We start from the raw sequence: 20598 nt of genomic DNA on the forward strand, positions 1-20598 counted from the left end.
ATTCGCTTAAGGAGCAGGGCAATGCATGAGGTCACCATTAAAGGGAGCAATAAAAACTATCCGGTTGGAAAAATTGTCTGCCTGGGCCGTAACTACCTTGATCATATCCGCGAACTCGGCAACCAGGTTCCAGACCGAGCCGTTATTTTCTGCAAACCAGCTAGCAGCCTGCTCGCCGATGGTGGACAGATTCAGATTCCGAGCTACTCGAATGACTGCCACCACGAACTGGAGCTGGCCGTTCTTATCGGCACCGCCGGCAAAGAAATTTTACCAGAGGATGCCCTTGCCCATGTCGCCGGCTACGCGGTCGCCCTCGACCTGACCCTGCGTGACGTGCAGAACGAACTGAAGGAAAAAGGGCTTCCCTGGGAGGTCGCCAAGGGGTTTGATACCGCCTGCCCGCTGTCTGATTTTGTTGCCGCCGACGAGGTCAAAAACCCGAACGATATCCGCCTGACGCTGAAAATCAATGGTGAATTACGACAAGACGGAACCACCGCCCAGATGATGCGCTCGGTGGAAGAAATCATTGCCGAAGTTTCAACTTTCTATACCTTGGAGCCGGGCGACATTCTCCTCACTGGCACCCCAGCTGGCGTCAGCCGGATTGAAAGTGGCGATGAACTGATCGGTCAAATCGAACAGGTCGGTAGCCTGCGGGCAACGGTCGCATGAAACCCTCCATCGCACTGATCGGACCAGGCAAGGTCGGTTGTGCGATTGCGCACCGGCTGCATAAGGCCGGCTATCGACTCAAAGCTGTGGTCGGTCGCGATCGGCAACAGACGCTTGCTGGCTGTCACTTTATCGGCTGTCCCGACAGTGTTGCCAGTACAGAACTGCGTAGCGCTGTCGAGGCAGAGATCATCTTGCTGGCGGTGCCGGACGATCAGATCGAAGCCCTGGCAACAACGCTACAAGGTCTACGGAATCTCTCAGCAGAACAAACGTTGGTCCATTTCAGCGGACTGCACAGGGCCGCGATCATGCGCGTCGCTCCATCCAACCTAGCAACCCTCTCGATTCACCCCCTGCTGCCCTTCGCCAACCGACAGTTAGCCAGCGAGCGCCTGACCGACTGTCCCTGCGCTCTGGAAGGGGACGAATCAGCCATCGCATTGGGCGAAAAGCTAGTCAACGCTTTTGGCGGCCAGCCCTTCCGCATTAAGTCTGCCGACAAAGCGCTTTACCACACCAGCGCCTGCATCGCCTCCAATTTTTTAGTCACCCTGCTGTCCACAGCGACAACCCTGCTCGAAGAATGCGGCATCGAACCGGACCAGGCCATCAATCTGCTCCTGCCACTGGTCCAGGCCTCGGTTGACAATCTGGCACAATTGGGAGCGGAACAGGGACTCACCGGACCGATCGTTCGCGGCGATTCCGGTACCGTGGCAGCCCATCTCGCCGCGCTGAAAACGTCCCCAACCGGACTTCTGCCGCTCTATCGCCTGCTCGGCATTAAAACCGTTGAACTGGCTGAGACCTCGACCCGTTTATCACACCAGCAAGCCGAAAGCTTACGTCAACTGATCAACCCGGTTAGTTGCGACTAAAATCAACAACTGACTCCTGAGCAAACACGCTGCCCACCAAAACAGCGCACCACTTGTCTTTTCCACGCCACCGCAATGTGCATTGTTGATCATTTCCATACAGAACCCCAGATACTGCCGTGACAACGGTCAAACCCAGCCTCCGACAAACTAGCGACGTAAGTTGTTTACAAAAAAACACCTAACCACAGCAATTTAGGTGGTGTACTTCATGCGACTTGTGCTATATTTGCCTCGCCTCATTACTGACCACTAATGGTCGCAATATAACTCTAATTTCAGGAGATGATCTGGCATGAAAAGATGGACACTTTTGTTGGCAGGATTTCTGGCCGTTACCTTTTTAGTAACCGGCTGTCAAACCACTACTCCGGCGGTACCAACAGCGGAAAAAGCCGTTGCACCAAAAGCAGAAAAAAAAGCGTTGCCACAAAAACCAGAACTGGTCATCACCACTGCTGAAGTTCAAGCAATCCTCGCCGGAGAAGACAAGGCCAACTACTTTATTGTCGATGCCCGCCCGGCAAATAAATTTGATGACGGCCATGTCCCCGGCGCTGTCAGCATCCCGAAGCCGATGCTGAACAAAAACCTTGCTAAACTACCAAAAGACAAAACCATCATTTTCTACTGCGGCGGCCTGCACTGTAAACTCAGCCCGGCATCAGCAGAGATTGCCTTAAAGGCTGGCTTCACAAACGTAAAAGTTTGGTATGAAGGTCAACCTGGTTGGGTCAAAGCCGGCAACTACACCGAAATAGAAACCAAGGGCGTAGAGAAGCTGGTCATGAAACCAAGCCAAAAGCCGTACGTTCTGATTGATGCACGTCCAGCGATCAAGTACCAAAAATCATTTATCCCAACGGCGATCGCACTGCCGAAAGCCGAATTTGAACTGAAAAAAGGGCTGCTCCCGGCAGACAAAAGCGTTCCGCTTATTTTCTATTGCGGAGGCTACAAATGTGAGCTGAGCCATCTAAGTGCCAAAATGGCCCTGAAAATCGGCTACAAGAAGGTTGCGGTTTACGCTGCCGGTCAACCAGCCTGGAAAAAAGCGAAACTTCCTCTGTGGGGAAATGAAGCCAGTGGCGTAGTCGCAAAAAAAAACCCGGCCAATGCCCTGCCGGAAGCTATCACGACCAAGGAATTCAAAGAGTTGGTTGCTGCGGGCAAAGTGGCTGTCGTTGATGTCCGCTCGCTAGAAGATTTTACCGCCGGCCACATCCCCGGTTCGATCCACGTTTATGATGAAGATTTCATCTTCAAAGCCAAAGAGTCGGTTGCCAAGCTACCCAAAGAAGGCCGTGTCGTTCTGCATTGCGCAACAGGAGGCCGTGCTGGTGGCTCTTACTATGCAATCCTCGGCGAGTCTGACTATGTCAACAAAAACAACCTTCAATATCTGGATGCAACCATCACGGTCAATGCTGATGGCAGCTTCGAAATCGCCAGCGCACACTAGAACGTAGCAGGCACACCCTAAAGAGCCCCCTCCCTTAACGGAGGGGGCTCTTTTTTATGAAAAACCTGCCGACTTGCCGTCAACTCCCGACACCTAAAGGCTAAGCAGATCAGGACGACGAACAGCTGCCACCCCGACCACAAATTCCCGACTCATTCCATCTCGGCATCATTGTATAAATCTAGACGTTTATTTATCTATTTGTGGCAACTGCAATCACCGGAGAGACAGTAATTGAGGACGAACGGGGAAAAGGTCTGCGAACAAGACAGGTGAGGGGCAAAAAAAATCGGGCGACTAAAGACGCCCGATTGCTTGAAAATGTAATTTCTAAATGTGTGTTATTAATGCTAGTGCTTCTTTACCTGTGCAGCTTGCATACGGGTCGAATTTTTGGCCGCATTTTTGGCTGCATTTTTGGTCATACCGAACAAAGACATAACGGCCGGCAACAGTTGCGCAACAACCAGCAGGGCACAGAAACCGACAAACAACAGCACGAGGATGCCACTATTATAAACCTTGCTAGTATCAGCGGCTAAAGCAGGGGAAACTGCCATCAACGAGAGAGACAGGGTTACGAGAAGAGATTTCATGATTTCCTCCTAAAGTGAGTGGGGCATATAAGTTACCAGTATTTTCAATATGCAAGGGGGACACTGGCAGCCTTCCCCCGGCACAATTCGTCGCGATCAGTTCTTGATGCTGTCCACCTCTTTATGATCCTGATTTAGCAGGCCTCTGATCATTCCCACACAGAGCAGAAAGGCAGGAACAATCTGAAAAACAAGAATCAGAGCAAAAAAGCCGATAAAGAGTGAAAGCAAAAAACCGCCCTGGCCATCAGTCGTTCCACCGGCAGCAAATGCTGCAGAAGAAAAAGTAAACAGGGCAATTAAACTAATACGTAGAATGCTTTTCATGATGACCTCCGTTGATACAACAAACAAACTCTCTTGGCTTTTAACCTCTTGTCCATTCTATAGAGCAGTGATTATGCCAACTATAAAACAAAAAATGCACAGCTACCTTAACCTGCTGTTTTTCTTGACCTTTTAATTCACAGAACGACAAAACGACAGAAAAACCCCGCCACTGATTGTATACCGCCAACATACACTTGCAGCCAGAGCGCAAGCGAACGCAAACAACAATCAAGCCATAACCCACCGTTATTGCGAAACTATATCGAAAAAAACTGGTGTATATATATTTACCTCAGTAAATAATTTATTTATCCCATGAATTGTCCTCTCGCGCATGAGCCGGCGGTGGAGTTGAAAACATCACCCAGCGTCACTTGCGAGTAACATCTTCTGGGATTGCCATCTAACTTAAAAAAAAGTACTATTGTGCCATCAGTTTTCACCTTAACTGACCTAGCAGGCACACATCTCCCGACACTCAAAGAGGAGCTTAGATAGCGATGGCCGAAACCCCTGAGGTAAACCCACTGGAATTCCGTGAAGGATTAGCGAAAGTCCGGCAGCGGCGTTGGCTACTGTGGTTAACGATTGCAGCTTACGTTCCGGCGATGATGGTCTCTCTGCAATCAGCAGGGGGATGGGATACGGTCATCAAAGTATTTTTTGTCTGGATTATCCTGCTCTGCATCACCGTAGGCATGGCCGTTGTTGTGCGCTGTCCCGATTGTGGAAACTGCTTTCACACCCACGGACCGACCTTCATCCCCTTTCGGCGCTGTGTTCATTGCAACTTGCACATCTCAGCGGATAAAAAGGGGGACGATAGACCCCCCCGGACAGATCAGGCCGCAGAATAATCATCTATCATCAGCGTTGACAAAAGTCCCGCCAGATTGTGTCGGGGCTTTTATTTAATAAAGCCCCACTTTTACCGCAGTGCAACCTGCTCCCATCGTAGTAATTCAAGCCTTTTCGATTGCGACTTTTCATCAATATTCGACAAATTACTTTTCCTCCCAGCCCAGCCAAACACCACCAGCCGCAGGGTTAAATTCCGGCGAGATGCCGTAATGATAACAGGCTATTACCGGAGGATCACGCCATCACGAGAGAACCGCGCATAAACATCCACAAATACAACAGCTTACAAACAAGCAAAATAGGCATACGTGTTGCTGGCTGACAGCACGTCTTAATCATATTTGTCGTAGATGAGCCGAACGGCAGGACAAAATGGACAGCAACTGGAAACGAAATTTTGCAGCAACGGCTGGCAACCAGCTAAAATAAAAACGTTCTAGAGATAATACTTAATTGATTCTATATTTTAATCATTGTATATTAAAGAACTCCAAGCCATTGGCCGTTTAATTTAGTTACCAAACCAACCATCGGCAAAAAGGTTCCCGGTAGGGATGCAGCGTATCTATCTAAAAGACAGAAGCTTCTCAATTGAGGCACTTCCATCAGAAATCAGCCTTCTGGTTGAACTGATGGATTTGTGTAACAACAGTGAAGCAACCTTCGAGATGTTCGCTTCGGCCATCAAAAGGGATTCTGCCCTTACGGCTAAGTTTCTCCAAATAGCCAATTCTCCTCTCTATCGGCAATGGAACGAAATCACCGACCTGAAGCGAATGCTGATTATTCTGGGACTGAAGAATGTCAGAAAAATCATCATTACCAGCTCAGTTCAACAGTTTTTCAGTAAGCTGGCAAAAAAGATTGATATAAACATCCACCACCTCTGGCTGCGTTCTCTTGTCTGTGCTCACCTCGCTGAAAAGTTGGCCCTGCAGCTCAATTACCAAAGGACAGAAGAAGCATATCTCGCTGGCCTATTGCACCAGATCGGTATGCTGCTATTATTTGCCAACTACGAGGAGAACTATCTTGGGATTCTGGAACAATTTGAGATAGTTGACGATTTTAGTGCACTGGAACAGGGCAACTACGGTATCGATCACTGTGAAGTTGGTGCTGCCCTGCTTGAAAGCTGGAAGCTCGACTCACTGATGTCGGACGCTGTTCTATTTCAATGTGCCGCTGACAATGAGTTGCTCAGTTCGCCAACCCTACTGCGAATCATTTCGGTCGCCCGGACCTTAGCCGCGCCACTCGATTGCGAAGTCACCGAACAAGCAGTAGACAAAGCCAACACCCTGTTACAGCTGCCGCAGGATACCGTCCTTGAATGCCTGGCAATGGCTCTGGATGAAAGTAAAGAGATCCTCTCTGAACTCGGTTTTGCCAGCGACAACAGCTTTGCAGAAACAAAAAAAAGCGTCCGTGACGAGAAAAAGCGCGAACAAAAGACCGAAGAGCTGTCGGAACGAATTAAAAACATCACCTTGGCCTCCTGTTTTTTAAACGGAGAAAGTCAAGACAGCGAAAGCTTCAACAAAGAGATCCGCATTAATTTCGAGCTGCTCTTCAATCTGAAGCAACTGATCTTTATCCGCCGAGGTGCCGAAGGAAAATCACTGGCCCCACTCAACGACATGCAAATAGGTATGCTTGACGAGATTACATTTAATATTCAGGACCAGAACAGCGCCATCAGCAAATGCTTCAATCAAAAAACCGGCTTAGACTCTCTGGCCAACAGCTGCTCCATAGCCGACAATCAGATTATCAGAGTGATGGGATCTGAATGCGCCTATTTCCTACCAATAGCCAGCAATGATAAGTCCCTCGGAGTTCTCGCCGTTGGCATTGCGCGTAAAGAACTGGTTGCGTTTAAAGAGAAATTACCGCTGATTGAACTTTTAATGACCGAGATTGGCAAAAAATATTTCACCATCAGCAAAGCGGAAGAACCCGATGACAGCATCAGCCTGACCGATTTCAATAAAATTGTCCACGAAGTCAAAAACCCCCTAACAATCATCAATAACTATCTCTATATCCTCGGTAGAAAGCTGGATACTGATCACCCGGCGACAGAGGAAATTGATTTCATTAAAGAAGAAATGGAACGGGTGGTAAAGATTCTCGCCATGGCAAATAATCAGGAGCACCCGGTCAGTGGCTCGGACCAGACGCAGATCAACAATCTACTCAGTGAGCTGGATACCTTTTTCAGCAACTCGCTTTACAGTGAAAAAAGGATCCGTTCGAATCTGTCGCTGGACGCAGGGATTCCAAACCTGCAGTTGCCGCAGGACAAGCTCAAGCAAGTATTTATAAACATCATCAAAAATGCTGTGGAAGCGCTACCCCATTCAGGCATGATTGACATTACCACCAGAGACAACTGCTTTCAGAACGGTAATCACTTTGTTGAAATCTCGATTAAAGATAACGGCCCAGGAATAACCACAGAAGTTTTGAAGAATCTTTTCAGTCCGGTCGAGAGCACCAAACAAGGACACTCCGGCTTGGGTTTATCGATTGTGAGCGATTTGATTAATGAAATTTCCGGCAGCATTACCTGTTATTCAAGCCGGGACATGGGTACTGAATTCAAGATCCTGCTTCCACGACACACCACCGCGCAGCGAACAGAGTAGAGTATTGATATGGTCGACTTGAAATATTTAGCCGGAGGCGGCGCGTCCCAAACCCCGATCGAGATTCTGATCGTCGATGACGATCCACGCATCTGCAAGAGTCTCCAGCAGATCCTCTCCTCTGCCGGGCTGCGCTCTACCTTTGCCGTGGGAGGCTTTGCAGCGCTACGCACGCTGGAACGCCAGGAGTTTCAACTCATCCTCCTTGACCTGAACATGCCGAACATCGATGGCATGGATGTTATCAACCACATCAACAGTAATGATATCGAAACACACGTTATTGTTGTCAGTGGCGAACTAGAAATCAACAAGGCAATCCAAGTCCTGACAAGTGGGGCGCAAGACTTCATAAGAAAACCTTACACACCGGACGAACTCCTGTTTTCAATTAAGAACGTGCTTGAAAAACGCAATCTCAAACTTGAGAATAGCGAGATGCTTGAAAAGATCAAAGAGTCAGAAGCACTGCATAAATTCATCGTCCACAACTCTCCGGACTTACTTTACATGCTCAACAAGGAAGGCTTGTTCACCTTTGTAAACCGTAACCTACTAAAAACACTTGGTTACACACAAAAAGAAGTGCTGGGAAAACACTTCTCGGCTTTTGTCTTCCCCAAAGACCTCAACCGGGCAAACTATTTTTTCAACACGCAGAGGATGCCCAAAGGGACTAAAAAGGTTGAACTCCGCCTGCAATGCAAAAACAACCGCTCCCTTTTGCATGTCGAAGTCAGGGCGATGCAGATTGAGAGAAATTTCAGCGGCGGCTACAAGCTGAGTAACAATGGCAGCGCCGAGAAAAGTGAAAACTTCCTTGGTACCTATGGTGTCGCCCGCGACATCACCGAAAAGAAGCGTGCAGAAGAAATCATCCGCTTTCAACACAACCACGACTTACTGACCGGATTGCCAAACAGAAATCTACTGAATGAGCAACTCTCAGTGTTGATCAGTCACGCAAAACGGAAGAATGAAAAACTGGCGTTACTGTATGTCGATATCGAACGTTTTAAACTGATTAACGATACCTACGGCCAGGTTGTTGGTGACGAAGTCCTCCAATCGGTGGCTGCGATTCTGGAGAAAAACACCCTTGAGGGGGGCCTCTTAGCCAGGTTCGGCGGCGATGAATTCATCCTTTTACTCCCCGCAATCAACACACCGCAAGAGGCAATCTCGGTCGCCGATAAAATCATCCAGGAAACCGCGTACCCGCTCCAATACAACAATGACGAGGTCCACATTAATCTCAGTATTGGCCTGGCGATTTTCCCTGAAAACGGAGAAACCAAGGAAGAATTGATCAGAAATGCCGACATTGCCGTCTGTAATTCTAAATCAACCTCCAGCAACAATATCTGTCTGTACAACGATAAGCTTCAGGACAACAACAGCAATAAGGTTTACACCGAAAACCTGATTAGAAACGCAATCAATGCGGATCAGATCGAAATATACTATCAGCCTCAGATCAACCTTGATACCGGTGAACTGCATGCTGTCGAAGCGCTGGTCCGGATCAACTCCCCGGAGAATGGCCTGGTCCTTCCGGGTAATTTTATCGAAACCGCCGAAGAATCAAACCTGATCAACGAATTAGGCGACTGTATCTTGGAAAATATTTTTCAGGATGCCAGAAACTGGCACATTCAAGGGGTTAACACCCGGATCTGCATCAACATCTCAGCGGTGCAACTAGCAATGGATGGCTTTGCCGACTACCTGATCAGCAAAATCAGGGACTACAGCCTGCAGCTCAACACCTTTGAAATTGAAATTACCGAAAATGTTCTGATCCAGAATATGGAAATGACGCTGACGAACATTATCAAGCTGACCAACCACGGCATCAAAATGGCGATTGATGATTTCGGTACCGGCTATTCATCCTTGAGTTATCTCGATCAGTTGCCGCTGAACACGTTGAAGTTGGATAAGTCCTTTATCAGCAAGATCAGCAGAGTGGACGACGACAACACCATCATTCCGGCAATGGTCAATGTATCCAGCGGTCTGCAGCTTGATTTTATTGCCGAGGGGGTTGAGACCAAGACCCAACACGACTACCTGAAAGCACTGGGGTCATGCATTGTTCAAGGCTTCTATTACAGTCGACCGATAGGCAGCCAGAAGATGCTGGAGTTCATCAAAAACTATGACTATCAAAATTTCAACTGAGCATTAAACGAAAAAGGCCCGACATTTCTGCCGGGCCTTTTTTCTGTCTTAGCTTATCAATCCTTCAGTAGAACGGCATGAGCGGCCGCCAGTCGTGCGATCGGTACCCGATAGGGCGAGCAGGAGACATAATCGAGTCCGATTTCATCGCAGAAGATAACACTGCTCGGTTCACCGCCATGCTCTCCGCAAATCCCGACCTTAAGATCAGGGCGGGTTTGACGCCCCTTTTCGGCGCCCATCTTGACCAGCTGACCGACACCGGCCCGATCGAGATAAACAAACGGATCACGAACAAAAACACCACGCTCAACATAATCCGGCAAGAAATGGCCGGCATCGTCCCGTGACAGGCCATAGGTGGTCTGGGTCAGGTCGTTGGTGCCAAAGGAGAAAAAGTCTGCCTGTTGCGCAATCTTATCGGCCATCAACGCGGCCCGTGGCAACTCAATCATCGTTCCGATCAGGTATTCAACCTTAACGCCATAACGCTGACAGACTTCTTCAGCGATCTTGACGGCATTGGCGCGAAGAATTTTCAACTCATTGACATGACTGACCAGCGGGATCATGATTTCCGGGACAATCTCAAAGCCTTCGTTTTTAACCAATTCACAAGCAGCTTCCATGATCGCCTGCACCTGCATATCGTAAACTTCAGGATAGGTGATTCCTAAGCGACAACCACGATGTCCAAGCATCGGATTGAACTCGTGCAGCGCCTCGACATGCTCTTTAACCTCGGAAAACCGGATCCCGGCAATGGTTGCCAGGGCAGAGACATCATCATCGTTCTGCGGCAAGAACTCGTGCAACGGCGGATCAAGTAGCCGGATGGTGACCGGAAAGCCTTTCATCTCACGGAAGATGCCAAGAAAATCACTCTTTTGCATCGGCAAGATTTTCGCCAGAGCATTGACTCGCCCCTGCAGGTCATCAGCCAGGATCATCTCACGTACCGCCTGGATACGGTCCCCTTCGAAGAACATGTGTTCGGTCCGACAGAGACCAATCCCTTCGGCGCCGAACTCGCGGGCAACCCTTGAGTCCTTGGGGGTATCGGCGTTGGTCCGCACCCGCAGGCGACGAACAGCATCGACCCAAACCATCAATTCAGCGAAATCTCCGCTGACTTCCGGCTGAACCTTTTTTACATCGCCAAGGATGACCTGACCAGCTGAACCATCAAGTGTAATGACATCGCCGCGCTTGACAACCACACCACCTTTGGTGGTCAATTGCTGCTTTTCGTAGTCAATCTTCAAATCACCACAACCAGCGACGCAGCACTTACCCATTCCTCGAGCAACAACCGCAGCGTGGGAGGTCATTCCGCCGCGAGCGGTGAGAATCCCTTGTGCGGCATTCATCCCGTGAATATCCTCGGGACTGGTTTCGACCCGCACCAGAATAACTTTCTGCTTCAGACGGTTGGCTTCCTCGGCCTCATCAGCACTGAAAACCACCTTGCCACTGGCCGCGCCCGGTGACGCAGGCAGACCTTTGGCGATCACGTCCTTCTCAGCTTTTGGATCGAGCGATGGGTGCAACAGTTGATCTAATTGATCAGGTGCGACACGCAAAATAGCTTCATTTTGGGTAATCAGGCCTTCTTTAACCATCTCAACGGCAATACGGATTGCCGAGTGGGCGGTCCGCTTCCCGGTCCGCGTCTGCAGCATGTAGAGCTTGCCCTTTTCGATGGTAAACTCGATATCCTGCATTTCACGATAATGCTTTTCGAGGCTGTCACGAATGCTGACCAGCTGTGCATAGCAATCCGGCATCACCTCTTCCAATGAAGGCAGACAATCATCTGTCTGATTCACTTTATTGATCGGTTGCGGAGTCCGGATACCAGCGACCACATCTTCGCCCTGGGCATTGACCAGGTACTCGCCATAGAAGTAGTTTTCACCGGTCGAAGGATCACGGGTAAAGGCAACACCGGTCGCGCAATCATCACCCATATTGCCATAAACCATCGACTGAACATTGACTGCAGTCCCCCATTCGGCAGGGATATCATTGAGCTTCCGATAGGTGATGGCACGTTGATTCATCCAGGAACCGAACACGGCACCAATGGCCCCCCAGAGTTGCTCCTCTGGATTTTCAGGAAAACCCTGACCTAGCTCGTCTTGAACCTTCTGCTTGAACAAAGCAACCAACTGCTTGAGATCGGCAGCACTTAAATCGGTATCAAGCTCAACACCACGATCCTCTTTCATTTTTTCCAAAATATGCTCGAGAATGTCGCCGTCCATCTCCAAGACGACATTCGAGTACATCTGGATAAAGCGCCGATAGGAATCGTAAGCAAAACGCGGGTCGCCGCTTTGATCGATAAGCCCCTGTACGGTCTGATCGTTGAGACCGAGATTGAGAACCGTATCCATCATCCCCGGCATCGAAGCGCGTGCGCCGGAGCGCACCGAAACCAGCAACGGCTGCTGCGGATCACCGAACTTCTTTCCCATCAGCTCTTCAATTTTACCCAGAGCGTTTTTGACCTCATCAACCAGTCCGTCGGGGTAGTGATTATTATTTTCGTAGAACTCGTTACAGACTTCCGTCGTCAGAGTAAAACCTGCCGGCACCGGCAGGCCGATGGAAAGCATCTCGGCGAGATTGGCTCCTTTGCCACCGAGCAAATTACGCATCTTCCCGGAACCCTCGACCTGTCCCTCACCAAAAAAATATACATACTTCTTCACTAAACTGCTCCTCTTCTTTGTCTCGTCCACACTTACAATAATAAAAAGGTCGAAAAATGAACCAGTTCCCGAGCTGGCCCTTGATTGCTAGAAGCGAACAAACCTATAGCGCAGCCATCAGAATATCCTTCCAAGCTCTGCACAGGTCCATCGATTCTTTGCACGCAAGAACCTCCCGAGGACACCGAAACATCCTTCGACCACAAAAAACATAATAAATATTGACCGCTTTATCGGGCGGTCAGTCCGTTTATCTATCAGGCGATGCGACTGAAATCAGCAACCCCTTTGAACAACCCGGCAATACTGGTGAGTAATGCCAGGCGATTGTTTTTAACCGCCTCATCCTTGTCCATGACCATGACACCGTCAAAGAAAGTATCGACCGGTCCGCGCAGCCCAGCGATGGCTTCCAGCGCGCTCGGGTATTTGCCCTGTGCCACCAATTCGGCAACGGCTGCTTGCACATGCTGCAGCTCGGCAAACAACACCTTTTCGCAATCATCGGTAAACAAGACAGCGTCAACCTCTTGCTCGACACCACCTTTGATGATATTGCCGACGCGCTTAAAGGCAACCGCCAGGGGCTCAAAATCTTCGCGTCCCTTGAGCGCCGCGAGCGCTTTTACCCGTTCGACAGCATCAACCGGTTCAGCAAATGCAGCACTCAGTACGGCATCGACCACATCAGCAGGATAATCCTGTCCGGTGAGCATATTGACCAATCGCAAGCGGATAAATTCAACCACCTCAGCGACGATCTCCACGGCCGGGCGCTGACGTTTGGTCTCGAGCAGGGCAATGCTTTTTTCAACCAACTGCGGAATCGAGACGGCATAACCGCGATCAAGGATAATCGACAGAATACCGATGGCACAGCGGCGCAAGGCGTAAGGGTCGGCAGTACCGGTCGGGATCAGACCGACACTGAAACAACCACAGATGGTATCGATTTTATCGGCCAAAGAGACAAAGGTTCCGATGCTATCGCTGGGCAGCTCACCACCGGCTTGAGTCGGCAGATAGTGTTCGTAGATTGCAGTAGCAACGCGCTTATCCTCTCCTTCGAGCAGAGCATATTCACGGCCCATGATCCCTTGCAATTCGGGAAATTCGTAAACCATGCCCGATTCGAGATCACATTTAGCCAGCATCGCAGCGCGCTTGGTCAGCTCGATATCGGCAGGCGACAGTTGCTGCGCTAGCCCCGCTGCCAGTTCGGTAAAACGCTCGACCTTTTCGTAACTGGTTCCGAGTTTAGCTTGATAGACAACCTTTTTCAGCGCCTCGAGGCGATCTTCAAGTTTGCTTTTCTGATCTTCCTGCCAGAAGAACATCGCATCGGCAAGACGCGCCCTTAGCACCCGCTCGTTACCAGCAACCACCACCGTTGGGTCGATCGCGTGCGTATTGGCGATGGTGATAAAGTTCGGCAACAGCTTGCCTTGCTCATCTAGCAAGGTAAAGTAGCGCTGATGTTCGCGCATACTGGTGATCAGCAATTCCGGTGGCAGCTGCAAAAAACGCTCTTCAATGCTGCCCGCCAGCGCCTGCGGCGTTTCCACCAGAAAACTGACCTCTTCCAGCAGTTCAGCGTCGGGATTGATCCTGCCACCCAGCTGTTTGGCCAACGTTGCAAGTTGCTCTTCGATCAGTTGACGACGTTTTTCAGTCTGCGGGATAACATGATGCTTTTCAGCATTGGCAATATAATCTTCGGCGCCGCTGACAATAAACTCTTGTGGAGCCATAAAACGGTGCCCACGAGAGCGGTTACCGCTGTGCAGGTCACCGAAAGTAAAAGGGATCACCTCGCCACCGAAGGTCGCGACGATCCAATGCATCGGCCGAACAAAGCGGATATCGAGATCCTTCCAGCGCATCGACTTTTTAAACGGAATTTTACCGATAACGCGCGGTAGGATTTCCGGCAACTGCGCAGTCGACTCGCCCCCTTCGATCACCTTGGAAAGAAACAGGTACTTGCCTTTGTCCGTCTCGATGGTTTGTAAGTCAGCAACACTGACACCATTAGTGCGGGCAAAACCTTCCGCCGCCTTGGTTGGCTTGCCATCAGCATCAAACGCAATGCGTGCCGGCGGGCCAGTCAGTTCCAGCTCCTGGCGCTGCTGTAGACGGGCAACATTTTGAATCGAGATTGCCAGTCGCCGAGGCGTTGCGAAGGTCCGAATCTCACCGTAAGAGATCCGGGCGTTCTCCAACTCTTTGCAGAGCAATCGCTGTATATCATTGAGGGCACGCGGGATAAATCCAGCGGGGATCTCTTCGGTACCCAGTTCGAGAAATAATTCTGCAGACATGTCCTTCTCCAATAAAAACGTCAGTCAGCGCTAGCTGCTGAACGGATCATCATTTCTTCAACAGGGGATAACCGAGTTTCTCACGTTGCTTGACATAACCCTCGGCACACAGCTTCGACATGTTACGCACCCGGCCGATATAACCGGCGCGCTCAGTCACCGAAATAGCGCTGCGCGCATCAAGCAGATTGAAGGCGTGTGACCCTTTAAGGACAAAGTCGTAAGCCGGAAAAATCAAGTCTTTTTCAGCCAGTTTCACGCACTCCTTCTCGTACATGTCGAACAGCTGAAAAAGCATCCCGGTATCAGCTTCCTCGAAATTGTAATGGGAAAACTCGACCTCGGTTTGATGATGAATGTCGCCATACTTGATGCCATCGATCCACTCCAGGTCATAGACGTTATCGACCCCCTGCAGATACATGGCGATCCGCTCACAACCGTAGGTAATCTCACCGGGAATTGGCTTCAGGTCAATGCCGCCGCACTGCTGAAAATAGGTAAACTGGGTAATCTCCATCCCGTCCAGCCAAACCTCCCAGCCCAAACCCCAGGCACCGAGGGTCGGTGATTCCCAGTCATCCTCAACAAAACGGATATCGTGGGCATTGGGATCAAGGCCGAAGCTTTTCAGCGAATCCAGGTAAAGATCCTGAATATTTGACGGTGACGGCTTGAGAAGAACCTGAAACTGGTAATAGTGTTGCAACCTGTTTGGGTTCTCACCGTAACGACCATCGGTCGGCCGGCGTGATGGTTCAACGTATGCCACGTTCCAGGGCTCGGGGCCGAGGGCACGCAGGAACGTTGCTGGATTGAAAGTACCGGCCCCCTTCTCGATATCATATGGCTGCTGAATAATGCAGCCCTGTTTAGCCCAGTAGTTTTGCAGGGAAAGAATCAGATCCTGAAAAGTCACGTTACCTCCAAAAAACTATACCGCTGACAACAGCGGAAAATGCGTATTTGACAGTCCGAACGCGAGTGTAGCTTTCACCCCAAAAGATGTCAAGAAACAGAGTTGTCTAGGGTCGATTGTAGGAATTTTAAGGATTTTGGCTGGCGTGGGAGGACAGAATCCAGAACTTGACCAAGGATCATGCCTCCTTCCGTCAATGTTCGTCTGCCCAATCGAAAGCCATCAAAACAACAGTGGCTAACATTGAGGCTCCGAGCCAGGGAACCAATCGTTCCAAGACCGACAGAAAGCCCGGATTGCCCTGCGCAGGAGCCACACAGACTACCACCTCGACTGGCGTCGAACCGGATAATTTCATCCGCAAATATTTTTAAGCACTCACTGCAATGCAGTAAATGCGGGATATAGCCGAGCAGGTAAACTAAACGCAGTTCAAAAAGAAGTCGACCAACATCGGCGTCACCACCCTGATCGAGGTGATCGAGAAAAGCGCAGAGCAGCTGGTAAATCTCAAGCTGCGGCTGACCTTCATCGACCAGCAACTCGATTAACTCAACAGCATACCCAGACAGGGCCAGTCGCTTAAGATCCGTTCGTAGACCGGTGCGACTATTCAGCAACTCAGCTTCTTGCAGTGACCAAAACTGGCCGCGCCCTTCGCGCCAATGAATAACAATCTGACTAAAGGGCTCAAAGGCGCTACCAAACCGCTTGCGACTTTTACGGGCAGCCCGGGCAAAGCCCTTTTGCAACCCGAATTCGGCAGAGAACAGCGAAACAATCCGATCCGCCTCTGCGTAGTCAAGATGCCGCAGAACCAGTGCCTCGCAACGACGGAAGGGGCCTACCACGCTGTGACCTAAATGAGATGCTGGAGGAAAAAAGTTGCTGTAGTGAAATAAATCAGGATGCCGGTAATATCGTTAACCGTCTGGACAAAGGGACTTGAGGCGATAGCAGGATCGATACCAACTTTTTTGAAAAATGAGGTCACCAAAACCCCCATACATGCGGCGACTGAAATTGCCACCGCCATGGCGATCCCAACCACCATTCCCAAATAGAGGTTCTGATGCCAAACCATCGCGATGGCACAGATCGTCAGACCGCAGACCACTCCCATGATCAAACCGACACGCAATTCTTTCCAGAACACCTGTCGCAACATCGAGAAGTCGATCCGGCCGGTCGCAAAACCACGCACGATGATGGTCGATGTTTGCCCACCGACGTTACCGCCCATACCGGTAATAACTGGAATAAAGGAGATCAACATAATGGCCTGCTCAAGGGTCGCCTTGTAATACCACATCAAGGAACCGGTGACGACGCCACCGACCAGCGTAGTCAACAGCCAGGGCAATCTTAAGCGAGCGACATGAAATGACTTGTATCCATACAGCAATTCTTCCTCGCTGGTACCAGCCATCCGCAGAATATCCTCAGTCGCCTCATCACGCATAACATCAATGACATCATCAACGGTTATTAAACCCATCAACTTACCATGCTCATCGACAACCGGAACTGCCAGGATGTTGTACTTTGCAACCAGCTCGGCTACGTCCTCCTGGTCCATATCGGTGCGTACGCGCAGCACATCAGTCGACATGAGATCACGCAGATGCGTCGCGGGAGGAACGGTCAACAATTGCCGCAGAGAAAGGACTCCAACCAGATGATTGTGACTATCCACGACATAGACATAAAAGACCATCTCATAGTCTTCAGAGTCCTGTAATGACTCGATCGCCTGACGGACCGTCAGTTCCTGCTCGAGAGAGAAAACATCCGTCGACATGATCCCACCAGCGGTATCTTCATCGTAACCGAGAAGTTGCTCGACATCTTCAGACTGCTCTGCATGCAGAGCCGACAGAATATCCTCTGCCAGTTCCTCCGGCAGGCTTCTGAGCAGTTCGGCACTGTCATCATCGGCCATCAAATGAACGAGTGATATCAGGTATGGCTTTTCAAGCAGTTCAGCAAGTTTGGCCGCTGAATCAGATTCTAGCTCCGTGACAACATCTGCCGCCTGCTGCATATCGGAAACCAAGCAGAGGAGTTTTTTCTGTTCGTTTAAATTGAAATAGCGAAAAAGATGGGCGATATCGGCGGGATGTATTTTACCAAGCGCTTTTTTGAGATTGACAGAGGCTCCACGACGCAAAAGTTTGCTGACAGTTCCCTGCAGCACCTGCATTTTTTGTTCGTGCATAACAACCCTCCTAGGATATTCGTACGGACCTAAGACACGGCCCTAGCAACATAAATCGCCTGAAACTAACATTCAGCTCAAATCGAGTCAATGCAGCTAAAATTTGCAAATAAAAAGGGGCAAGGAGATATCTCCTTGCCCCTTAAATTGCATACTGACAAATAAAATCAGGCTTCTGTTTTCTCTTCGGCAACCTGCTCAGCAGCTTCTTCAACCTCTACAGCTGGAGAAGTTTCTGCCGCAACCGACGGTGCAGGAGCAGATTTTTTAGCTTTGGGAGTGAACTCTTCTTCTACCAATTCGATAATCGACATCGGTGCATTATCACCCTTACGATTTTCGAGCTTGATAATCCGAGTATATCCACCGGGACGATCTTGATAACGCGGTGCGATCATCTCGAAGAGTTTACCAACCACCTTAGGGTCACGAAGAACCTGCAGCGCTTGACGACGAGCATGCAGATCACCACGCTTACCAAGAGTGATCATTTTATCTACAAGCTTACGTAATTCTTTAGCTCGAGTAACGGTGGTGGTGATCTTTTCACACTCGAAAAACGAGGTCACCATGTTCCGCATCATGTGTTGGCGATGATCTGGCTTGCGGCCAAGACGTCTACCGGTTTTATTGTGACGCATTTCTTTGCTTCCTTTCTACAAACCTAAAAAGGGACTATTCTTCGTCCTGCCCTTTTTGAATCAATTTCAGGTAATCTGGATCAGGGAAATTCTCCAGCTTCATACCGAGGCTCAAGCCCATTTCAGCAAGAATATCCTTGATCTCATTCAGCGACTTGCGGCCAAAGTTCTGAGTCTTAAGCATTTCAGCTTCAGTCTTCTGAACCAACTCACCGATCAGGTTGATCTGTGCATTCTTAAGACAGTTTGCACTTCGTACCGAAAGTTCAAGTTCTTCAACCGAACGATACAGATTCTCATTGATCTTATGTGTTTCAACGTCTTCTAGTTGTGGCACCGGCTCATCAGTTTCATCAAAGCTGATAAAAATCTGCAACTGCTCTTTAAGGATCTTAGCAGCATAAGCTACGGCATCATCAGGATTGACACTTCCGTCGGTATTCACTTCTAGAGTCAGCTTATCGTAATCAGTAATCTGACCGACTCGCGCATTCGAGACATTGAAATTAACCTTAACAATCGGCGTGAAGATTGCATCAATTGGTATGGTCCCAACGGGTGCAGTGTCATCACGGTTCTTGTCTGCAGCAACATACCCCTTGCCCATGGCAACGGTCATGTCGATCTCAAGATCAGTCTCTTCACCGCACGTTCCAATATGGTGATCAGGATTGAGAATCTCGACATTATTGTCGGTAATAATATCTCCAGCCTTAATGATTCCTGCACCCTTTTTAACGATCCGAACATTACGCGGATCATGTCCATGCAGGCGAACCTTAACACCTTTGAGATTGAGGATGATATCAGTAACATCCTCAGTCAAACCGACAACACTGGAGAACTCATGCTGGACATTTTTGATCCGAACCGAGGTAATTGCTGCACCCTGCAAAGATGATAACAGGATTCGACGCAGCGAGTTGCCAAGTGTTGTGCCAAAGCCACGCTCAAACGGCTCAGCAACAAACTTACCATAGGTATCAGTCAACTCAGTCGCTTCGAGACGCTTTGGCTTAATCAGGTCTCTCCAGTTTTTGTACATATATCAGATTCTCCCTCTCAAGATTCCCTGATGAGGTGTTTAATTACTTAGAGTAAAGTTCGACGATTAGCTGCTCTTGGAACTCAGGCGTCGTCAACTCACTCCGTACCGGCAAGGCCTTCACTGTGCCCTTGAAAGCATCACGATCAAGCTCAACCCAGGAAGGAACACCTCGGCGCATAACGCTGTCCAGAGACTCTATGAAGCAAGCCTTTTCGCGACTCTTCTCACGCAAACAGACCACATCTTCAGGGCGGACCAAGAAGGAAGGAATGTTTACTTTATGGTCATTAACCTGGAAATGGCCATGCCGTACAAGAGTTCGTGCCTGAGCACGCGAGATAGCAAAACCGAGACGATAAACGATACTATCGAGACGACGCTCAAGCAGCATCAACAGGTTCTCGCCGGTAACGCCCTTCATCCGATCAGCCTTGGCGAAGTACAGTCGGAACTGCTTCTCCTGAAGACCGTAGGTACGCTTAACCTTTTGCTTTTCACGCAGCTGGGTACCATATTCGGTAACCTTAGTACGCCGCTGGCCATGTTGACCCGGAGCATAGTTACGACGCTCAACGGCACACTTATCTGTGTAACATCTGTCACCCTTAAGAAACAGCTTTGAATTTTCTCTTCTGCACTGACGGCAGACAGGACCTGAATACCTAGACAACTTAATTCCTCCTTAACGCTTAGACGCGACGGCGCTTGGGCGGACGACAACCATTGTGAGGAATCGGCGTCACGTCCTTAATCATAGTTACTGTAAGACCAGCCAGCGCCAGAGCGCGCAATGCTGACTCACGTCCACTGCCAGGGCCTTTCACATAGGCTTCGACCGAGCGCATACCGTGTTCTTTAGCTTTGAGGGCGGCATCTTCAGCGGCCATCTGAGCTGCAAACGGAGTGCTTTTACGGGAGCCCTTAAACCCTTTTGCACCTGAAGTCGACCAAGCAACAACGTTACCTGCTGGATCACAGATGGTCACAATAGTGTTATTAAAAGTTGACTGAATATGAACAATGCCTTTGGCAATGTTCTTTTTCTCAACCTTTTTCCGAACGACCTTTTTACCTGACTTAGCCATGATAAC

At 49.5% G+C, this 20598-nt stretch carries 17 protein-coding genes; 6 read left to right on the top strand and 11 right to left on the bottom strand.

The window, feature by feature from the left end:
• The first annotated feature begins 21 nt into the window (after positions 1-21).
• The 3 genes from ACZ5PT_RS00320 to ACZ5PT_RS00330 all read left to right on the top strand — a co-directional run bounded on the left by ACZ5PT_RS00320 (position 22) and on the right by ACZ5PT_RS00330 (position 3021).
• Positions 22-678: a fumarylacetoacetate hydrolase family protein gene (locus tag ACZ5PT_RS00320; protein ID WP_464264819.1), complete on the top strand. Its 657-nt coding sequence runs from the start codon at positions 22-24 to the stop codon at positions 676-678.
• A complete protein-coding gene (locus tag ACZ5PT_RS00325) occupies positions 675-1559 on the top strand; it encodes a Rossmann-like and DUF2520 domain-containing protein (protein ID WP_464264820.1) in 885 nt (294 codons plus the stop codon). Before ACZ5PT_RS00320 ends, ACZ5PT_RS00325 begins: the two co-directional genes overlap by 4 nt.
• 295 nt (positions 1560-1854) lie before the next feature.
• Complete coding sequence (locus tag ACZ5PT_RS00330; protein ID WP_464264821.1) at positions 1855-3021, top strand: rhodanese-like domain-containing protein; 1167 nt, start codon at positions 1855-1857, stop codon at positions 3019-3021.
• Between the two features lie 350 nt (positions 3022-3371).
• Here the strand turns inward: ACZ5PT_RS00330 and ACZ5PT_RS00335 are convergent, their stop codons facing one another.
• Positions 3372-3617: a hypothetical protein gene (locus ACZ5PT_RS00335; RefSeq protein WP_464264822.1), complete on the bottom strand. Its 246-nt coding sequence runs from the start codon at positions 3615-3617 to the stop codon at positions 3372-3374.
• A gap of 96 nt (positions 3618-3713) precedes the next feature.
• Positions 3714-3944 (bottom strand): hypothetical protein, encoded by a 231-nt coding sequence (locus tag ACZ5PT_RS00340; RefSeq protein WP_464264823.1) that lies wholly within the window; start codon positions 3942-3944, stop codon positions 3714-3716.
• Between the two features lie 503 nt (positions 3945-4447).
• Between ACZ5PT_RS00340 and ACZ5PT_RS00345 the strand changes: the two genes are divergently transcribed.
• The 3 genes from ACZ5PT_RS00345 (at position 4448) to ACZ5PT_RS00355 (ending at position 9643) form a co-directional block, all read left to right on the top strand.
• On the top strand, positions 4448-4804 hold the full coding sequence (locus ACZ5PT_RS00345) for a hypothetical protein (protein WP_464264824.1): 357 nt from the start codon (positions 4448-4450) through the stop codon (positions 4802-4804).
• 558 nt (positions 4805-5362) lie between these two features.
• Positions 5363-7459, top strand: a complete 2097-nt coding sequence (locus ACZ5PT_RS00350; protein WP_464264825.1) for an HDOD domain-containing protein — start codon at positions 5363-5365, stop codon at positions 7457-7459.
• 9 nt (positions 7460-7468) lie between these two features.
• Positions 7469-9643, top strand: coding sequence for an EAL domain-containing protein (locus ACZ5PT_RS00355; RefSeq protein ID WP_464264826.1), 2175 nt, complete (start codon positions 7469-7471; stop codon positions 9641-9643).
• A 56-nt stretch (positions 9644-9699) separates the two neighbouring features.
• Here ACZ5PT_RS00355 and ppdK read toward each other — a convergent pair whose 3' ends face one another.
• From ppdK to rpsK, 9 genes are all read right to left on the bottom strand, one after another.
• Positions 9700-12306 (bottom strand): pyruvate, phosphate dikinase, encoded by a 2607-nt coding sequence (ppdK, locus tag ACZ5PT_RS00360; protein ID WP_464266778.1) that lies wholly within the window; start codon positions 12304-12306, stop codon positions 9700-9702.
• Between the two features lie 311 nt (positions 12307-12617).
• Positions 12618-14681, bottom strand: a complete 2064-nt coding sequence (gene glyS / locus ACZ5PT_RS00365; RefSeq protein ID WP_464264827.1) for a glycine--tRNA ligase subunit beta — start codon at positions 14679-14681, stop codon at positions 12618-12620.
• Between the two features lie 49 nt (positions 14682-14730).
• On the bottom strand, positions 14731-15600 hold the full coding sequence (gene glyQ / locus ACZ5PT_RS00370) for a glycine--tRNA ligase subunit alpha (protein WP_464264828.1): 870 nt from the start codon (positions 15598-15600) through the stop codon (positions 14731-14733).
• Positions 15601-15689: 89 nt separating this feature from the next.
• A complete protein-coding gene (gene recO / locus ACZ5PT_RS00375) occupies positions 15690-16451 on the bottom strand; it encodes a DNA repair protein RecO (RefSeq protein WP_464264829.1) in 762 nt (253 codons plus the stop codon).
• 8 nt (positions 16452-16459) lie between these two features.
• Complete coding sequence (gene mgtE, locus ACZ5PT_RS00380; protein ID WP_464264830.1) at positions 16460-17818, bottom strand: magnesium transporter; 1359 nt, start codon at positions 17816-17818, stop codon at positions 16460-16462.
• Positions 17819-17985: 167 nt separating this feature from the next.
• Positions 17986-18459, bottom strand: coding sequence for a 50S ribosomal protein L17 (gene rplQ / locus ACZ5PT_RS00385; protein WP_464264831.1), 474 nt, complete (start codon positions 18457-18459; stop codon positions 17986-17988).
• 34 nt (positions 18460-18493) lie between these two features.
• A complete protein-coding gene (locus ACZ5PT_RS00390) occupies positions 18494-19504 on the bottom strand; it encodes a DNA-directed RNA polymerase subunit alpha (RefSeq protein ID WP_464264832.1) in 1011 nt (336 codons plus the stop codon).
• Positions 19505-19547: 43 nt separating this feature from the next.
• Positions 19548-20177: a 30S ribosomal protein S4 gene (gene rpsD, locus ACZ5PT_RS00395; protein WP_464264833.1), complete on the bottom strand. Its 630-nt coding sequence runs from the start codon at positions 20175-20177 to the stop codon at positions 19548-19550.
• 19 nt (positions 20178-20196) lie between these two features.
• Positions 20197-20592: a 30S ribosomal protein S11 gene (gene rpsK / locus ACZ5PT_RS00400; RefSeq protein WP_464264834.1), complete on the bottom strand. Its 396-nt coding sequence runs from the start codon at positions 20590-20592 to the stop codon at positions 20197-20199.
• Positions 20593-20598: the final 6 nt, after the last annotated feature.

Source organism: Desulfuromusa ferrireducens, assembly GCF_055389805.1.

Coding starts and splice junctions, on each gene's coding strand:
- glyS (WP_464264827.1), bottom strand. CDS start 14,681: ATGTCTGCAGAATTATTTCTCGAACTGGGTACCGAAGAGATCCCCGCT.
- ACZ5PT_RS00330 (WP_464264821.1), top strand. CDS start 1,855: ATGAAAAGATGGACACTTTTGTTGGCAGGATTTCTGGCCGTTACCTTT.
- ACZ5PT_RS00350 (WP_464264825.1), top strand. CDS start 5,363: ATGCAGCGTATCTATCTAAAAGACAGAAGCTTCTCAATTGAGGCACTT.
- rplQ (WP_464264831.1), bottom strand. CDS start 18,459: ATGCGTCACAATAAAACCGGTAGACGTCTTGGCCGCAAGCCAGATCAT.
- ACZ5PT_RS00340 (WP_464264823.1), bottom strand. CDS start 3,944: ATGAAAAGCATTCTACGTATTAGTTTAATTGCCCTGTTTACTTTTTCT.
- ACZ5PT_RS00345 (WP_464264824.1), top strand. CDS start 4,448: ATGGCCGAAACCCCTGAGGTAAACCCACTGGAATTCCGTGAAGGATTA.
- mgtE (WP_464264830.1), bottom strand. CDS start 17,818: ATGCACGAACAAAAAATGCAGGTGCTGCAGGGAACTGTCAGCAAACTT.
- ACZ5PT_RS00390 (WP_464264832.1), bottom strand. CDS start 19,504: ATGTACAAAAACTGGAGAGACCTGATTAAGCCAAAGCGTCTCGAAGCG.
- ACZ5PT_RS00335 (WP_464264822.1), bottom strand. CDS start 3,617: ATGAAATCTCTTCTCGTAACCCTGTCTCTCTCGTTGATGGCAGTTTCC.
- ppdK (WP_464266778.1), bottom strand. CDS start 12,306: ATGCGTAATTTGCTCGGTGGCAAAGGAGCCAATCTCGCCGAGATGCTT.
- rpsK (WP_464264834.1), bottom strand. CDS start 20,592: ATGGCTAAGTCAGGTAAAAAGGTCGTTCGGAAAAAGGTTGAGAAAAAG.
- ACZ5PT_RS00325 (WP_464264820.1), top strand. CDS start 675: ATGAAACCCTCCATCGCACTGATCGGACCAGGCAAGGTCGGTTGTGCG.
- ACZ5PT_RS00355 (WP_464264826.1), top strand. CDS start 7,469: ATGGTCGACTTGAAATATTTAGCCGGAGGCGGCGCGTCCCAAACCCCG.
- ACZ5PT_RS00320 (WP_464264819.1), top strand. CDS start 22: ATGCATGAGGTCACCATTAAAGGGAGCAATAAAAACTATCCGGTTGGA.